Origin of the sequence: Mesobacillus sp. (genome assembly GCF_049588175.1) — a bacterium.
GTDB lineage: Bacteria > Bacillota > Bacilli > Bacillales > Cytobacillaceae > Mesobacillus.
This window is the reverse complement of the sequence record NZ_JBAVFI010000702.1, coordinates 1-5,071: the sequence shown is the minus strand read 5'-3', so window position 1 is coordinate 5,071 and position 5,071 is coordinate 1. Positions and strand designations below refer to the sequence as shown.

Genomic DNA, 5,071 nt, shown 5'->3' with positions numbered 1-5,071 from the left:
TTTTTCCAACCCTCACAACATTTCGGGCACATAGAACCTCTTTCTGTTACCTTTTTTCCTTCCCGCACTCCTGTTTGGGCATACAGAATCAATCTGATTTAAAAGGAGTTTTCCTACTCAAAACCGAACTAGTTTATTAGGAGGCGTTGTCTATGAAGGAGCTTGTCGGCAGCTGCGAGCAATGCGGCAAGGAAATTTTTTGTCTGGATGGTTTTTTGAATGGTGTTCATACGACTGATGGCAGAGTCCTTTGCTTTGAGTGTGAAGATAAAGAAACAGCAGAACCAAAATAAAAAATCCGCAAAGCATTTGCTTTGCGGATTTTCCTGTTATTCCTCGTCTACGGCCAGGTCTTTTACTGGCAGAGGCTCTTCTTCTTTATGTGTTACCTTACGAAGATTGAACAACGCTTTGATGCTGAACAGTGCAAGTGCTGCAACACCAATCAAGAAAATAGTGTCAGGAATCGCTCTTAGTGTCAGCAGCATTTGTACTGTATCCTGTTGCAGGAATTCAGCTGAACGGGATGCTGCATAACCGTTGAAGAATGCTTCTTTAATTTGCAAATATCCAACAGGCAGTAACGATAGGAATACCATGCCAGCGAGCCCCACATTCAGCATGATTACAATGAATTTAATCCACTTATCGCTCCATTTCTCCGGCTTTACAATATTTCGCAATGAGTAGACTAACACTGCTCCTGCGAACATTCCGTATACACCCATCATTGAGGCGTGACCGTGGGTAGGGGTCAGGAATTGCCCATGTTCGAAGTAGCTGACTGCAGGCAGATTGATTAGGAAGCCAAGTACCCCAGCACCTACTAGGTTCCAGATTGCTACAGAAATTAAAAACCAGAATGTTCCTTTATAAGGAAAGTCTACCCCGCCATCACGCATCATTTTATATTGTTCATATGCTTCTAAAATCAGCAGTGTTAATGGAATGACTTCTAAAGCTGAGAACACTGCGCCGAGGGCGATCCACACTTCTGCTGATCCGTTGTAATAATAGTGATGTCCTATACCGATGACTCCTGCTCCCATTAGCAGGATCAACTGGAAATACAATGCTTTTACTGTTGATTTTTTTGTAACAAGCTTCATTTGTACCATCAAGAAACCGATGACTACAACTGCGAATACCTCAAATATTCCTTCTACCCATAGATGGATAATCCACCAGCGCCAGTAATCAGCGAATGTATAATGTGTTCCTGGATTGATCATGAAGGCAAAGAAGTAAAACGCTGGAACTGCTATCGCTGAGTAGAACAATAGATGGATCAAACCGCCTTTATCAGACTCCCGCTTCAAGCCGCTCTTAATTCCACGGAATACTATATACAGCCAGATCAGCATACCGACTGCAAGAATGAACTGCCAGATGCGTCCCAGTTCGAGATACTCCCAGCCCTGATGACCTAAGAGGAACCAGTTGTTTCCAAGGTAGCCATTAGCGCCAAGCCACTGCCCAATCATGCTGCCAGCTACAAGGACTACCAAAGCCCAGAACAGTATGTCGACCAATAATCCTTGACGTTTCGGTTCATGCCCGCCTACAAGCGGTGCTACAAAAATACCCATTCCTAGCCACGCTGTTGCAATCCAGAAAATCGCCAGCTGCAGATGGAATCCTTTCGTAATGTTGAATGGAAGGATATCATGGACCCACTTCATTCCGAAGAAGCTGTCCGGTTCGATATAGTAGTGTGCAAGAAGCGCCCCAAACATCGCCTGGACGAAAAACAGCACCGATACCACCGCAAAATATTTACCTGTTTTTAATTGTGATGAGGTTAATGGCAGCTTCCTTAAATCTATTTTTGGGAAGTTCCCTTCCTTATATGCTTCCTGCATTCCAAGATGGTAACGATAGAACACATACAAGATAAGTCCGACAAATAATATCAGTATTGTTACACTTGCACCGCTCCACCAAACGGCTGAGAATGACATGGTGTTGCCTGCATCTTCATAATATGGCCAGTTATTCGTATACGTAATATTATCATCAGGTCTTTCAGTACTTGAAAGCCATGCAGTCCAGAAGAAGAAATCTGAAATCTGTTCAATTTGGTCCCCTTTAGAAACCCAAGCGCGTTCCCCTGCCGGCATGTGCTTTTCCTGGATCAGGCCAGGTTTAAGTCCCCAATGGTCTCCTTCTGTAAAAATCCCATGATAGAATTCTTTTACCTTACTATGTCCGTAAATCTGAGCATCAGTTAATACCAGTTTGTCTGTATCGGGTACATAACGATTTTCACGCATTTCCTTCTTTACATTGTCACGAATGATTACTTGTTCATCCTTGCTTAATTCTTTAAAAGCCTTATCGTATTTTTCCTGTGATCGGAAGTCCTGCATTCCTTCTGTGTATATTTTCAAGGCTTCTGCTGTATAGTCAGGCCCCATATATGAACCATGGCCCAAAACGGTACCATAATCCATCAAACCATACTTTTGAAAAACTGCCTGCCCACCCATAATGCTATCCTTCGTTAAAATGACCTCACCTTTCTCGCTTGTTACTTCAAGCGGCCGTGGAGCCATTTCTTTAAAAATCCAGTATCCCCCTGTTAGGAGCACTGTAAAGCTAAGTAATAATGTAATAATGAGTACGGATTTCAACAGTGAGTTCTGATTCTTCTTGACCACTGCTTTTGTGGATGTCCCATGCTGGATTTCCATTTCCATACATCCCCTTCCTGTTTGATTTACACCTTCATTTTAAGAGTAAATAGACTTTCAGATTGTGAACTACCGCATGTACTTGGTGTGATTTTTACCACAGCAATGAGAATTATTTTCAAAAAATCGTCAATATATGATTCAAGTCACTTAGTCCTCCCGGTTCCGTTGATAAAATCTATAGTAGAAACTTAAATGAAGGTAGAGGAGCAGATTTATTATGCATGTATCCCAAATCAGGCAGCAGTTGAGTGAAGTACCTATTTTTAAAGAACTATCAAGTCAGGAGCTGGATACGATTGTTGAAATTGCCCAGCCAAGATTTTATAAGAACAAGATGTATGCTTTCATGCAGGGAGATGCTCTGGATCGCGTTTTTTTCATAAATTCAGGAAAGGTAAAAATTTATAAAACAGATCCTTCAGGTCGAGAACAAATTGTATCGGTGCTTGAAACCGGAGAAATGTTCCCGCATGCAGGATTTTTCCGAAAGGGACAGTATCCGGCACATGCGGAGATTATGGAGGATTCGCACCTGATCGTAATCCCGATCAGCAAGTTCGAGGAAATACTTGTGGCTTACCCACTATTATCGATTAAATTGTTCAGGGTGTTGGGAGAGAAAATCATAGACCTGCAGGCAAGACTCGAAGAGCAGATTCTGCATAACACGTATGAGCAAATCATCATGCTGCTGCTCCGCCTTTGTAAGACAAATGGTGAGAAAATGAAGCATGGATTTAAACTGACGACACATTTTACGAATAAAGAGTTTGCTAATATGATTGGAACCTCTCGTGAAACAGTGAGCAGGACCATCAATTATTTAAAGAAGAAGGATTATCTGAGTGTTGATGACGATGGATGTTATTTAATCGACCATGAGAAATTGCATCAGGAATTATTTTAAATTGCTCTTTGGAAATTCTTGTTAAGATTTAGCCCCAAAACCGAAAAAATGCATTCCATCACCCACTTGTTATAAAAGTTTGGGAAATACCTTTTCATTTGTTAAGTGATACACGTCACGGAAGAAATAATTGATAACCATTATCATTTAATTAGATTAAAAAAATGAGGAGCTGAACGTTATGAAGCAGAAAACAATCGAATTGGATGTAAGAGAGGATATCAATAATAAGCTGGAACCATTTCAAAAAATAATGGAGGCTATTTCAGAACTGCAATTAAATGATATTCTTATTCTCCACGCACCGTTTAAGCCTGTCCCTTTATATGGAGTTATGAAGGCTAAAGGCTTTGAGCATGAAGCCGAAAAGATCGATACTAAGCATTATAAAATCACTTTTACTAAAAAAGGAGGGAAATAGGATGATACTCGACAACCGGGGACTAGAACCGCCACAACCTATGATGAGAACGCTGGCGGCACTTGAAGATCTGGATAAGGGGCAAACACTTGTGATCATAAATGATCGCAGACCGATGTTCCTGTTTGAACAATTAGATGATCTTGGATACATCTATTTGACTGAACAGCAGGAAGATGGGAGCTATAAAGTTACTATTTCCCGAAAAGCAGGGTGATCACATGATTCAGGTTAGTAAGGGGAACGAAACAAATATTAAACTGCCCTTTGCTTTTATTGCTTTTAGCATGTTCGCTATGGTTCTTTCACAGCTTCTCCTGTTACTTAATGGTGAACTGTTAATATCAGGAACCTACCGAATTCCACCTATATGGTCTGCTGCCCACTTGTTTGTACTTGGATGGGCATTAATGGCCGCCATGGGTGCAATGTACCAGCTTGTGCCTGTTGCATTCTTAACCCCTATCTGGAATGAAAAATTCGGGTTTGCGCAATTTTCAGTGACCGCTGTGGGAATCGCAGCATTCGCAGCTGCTCTATACATTAGCCCTCAGGATGCATTGATTCCTGGAATCGTAACTTTAACAGGAATTTTGATGTTCCTTTTCCAGATGTTCATGACCCTTAAAAGCCAGGCTAAACCAAACATACTTACTCTGTTCGTAGGCTCTGCCCTTATTTCTTTGCTGGCTACCGTCATACTAGGCATTATGCTTGTCCTTAGCATTAGAACAGGATTTGCATCAGTTCATTACCAGATTATATTCAAAAGTCATTTGGTTTTGGGAACTGCAGGCTGGTTTACTCTGTTGATTTTCGGTTTTTCTTATAAAATGGTGCCGATGTTCTCACTTTCACATGGTTATTCGATGAAACCTGCTGTGTATATTTTCACTATATATATTTCAGGCATTATAGCATTATTATTATCATTTATTTTTAACAGCCACCTGATTCAAAGTACAGGAACGTTCTTGCTGTTAGCAGGCTTTCTGCTCTTCACATGGCATATTAAAAAGATAATTGACAAGCGAGTGAAAAAGAACC

At 41.0% G+C, this 5,071-nt stretch carries 6 protein-coding genes; 5 read left to right on the top strand and 1 reads right to left on the bottom strand.

Features of this window, described 5'->3' with window-relative positions; translation table 11 throughout:
- Positions 1-152: 152 nt before the first annotated feature.
- Positions 153-293, top strand: coding sequence for a hypothetical protein (locus tag WB217_RS17080; RefSeq protein ID WP_423994485.1), 141 nt, complete (start codon positions 153-155; stop codon positions 291-293).
- A 36-nt stretch (positions 294-329) separates the two neighbouring features.
- On the opposite strand, the gene WB217_RS17075 is transcribed toward WB217_RS17080, so the two are convergent.
- Positions 330-2,693, bottom strand: a complete 2,364-nt coding sequence (locus WB217_RS17075) for a nitric-oxide reductase large subunit (RefSeq protein ID WP_423994486.1) — start codon at positions 2,691-2,693, stop codon at positions 330-332.
- 220 nt (positions 2,694-2,913) lie between these two features.
- On the opposite strand from WB217_RS17075, the gene WB217_RS17070 reads away from it, so the two are divergent.
- The 4 genes from WB217_RS17070 to WB217_RS17055 form a co-directional block, all read left to right on the top strand.
- Positions 2,914-3,603, top strand: coding sequence for a Crp/Fnr family transcriptional regulator (locus WB217_RS17070; RefSeq protein WP_423994484.1), 690 nt, complete (start codon positions 2,914-2,916; stop codon positions 3,601-3,603).
- A gap of 181 nt (positions 3,604-3,784) precedes the next feature.
- On the top strand, positions 3,785-4,024 hold the full coding sequence (locus WB217_RS17065; RefSeq protein ID WP_423994483.1) for a DUF2249 domain-containing protein: 240 nt from the start codon (positions 3,785-3,787) through the stop codon (positions 4,022-4,024).
- 1 nt (position 4,025) lies between these two features.
- Positions 4,026-4,241, top strand: coding sequence for a DUF2249 domain-containing protein (locus WB217_RS17060; RefSeq protein ID WP_423994482.1), 216 nt, complete (start codon positions 4,026-4,028; stop codon positions 4,239-4,241).
- A gap of 4 nt (positions 4,242-4,245) precedes the next feature.
- A partial coding sequence (locus WB217_RS17055; protein WP_423994481.1) for a hypothetical protein occupies positions 4,246-5,071 on the top strand: 826 nt, incomplete at its 3' end.

Coding starts and splice junctions, on each gene's coding strand:
- WB217_RS17065 (WP_423994483.1), top strand. CDS start 3,785: ATGAAGCAGAAAACAATCGAATTGGATGTAAGAGAGGATATCAATAAT.
- WB217_RS17080 (WP_423994485.1), top strand. CDS start 153: ATGAAGGAGCTTGTCGGCAGCTGCGAGCAATGCGGCAAGGAAATTTTT.
- WB217_RS17075 (WP_423994486.1), bottom strand. CDS start 2,693: ATGGAAATCCAGCATGGGACATCCACAAAAGCAGTGGTCAAGAAGAAT.
- WB217_RS17070 (WP_423994484.1), top strand. CDS start 2,914: ATGCATGTATCCCAAATCAGGCAGCAGTTGAGTGAAGTACCTATTTTT.
- WB217_RS17060 (WP_423994482.1), top strand. CDS start 4,026: ATGATACTCGACAACCGGGGACTAGAACCGCCACAACCTATGATGAGA.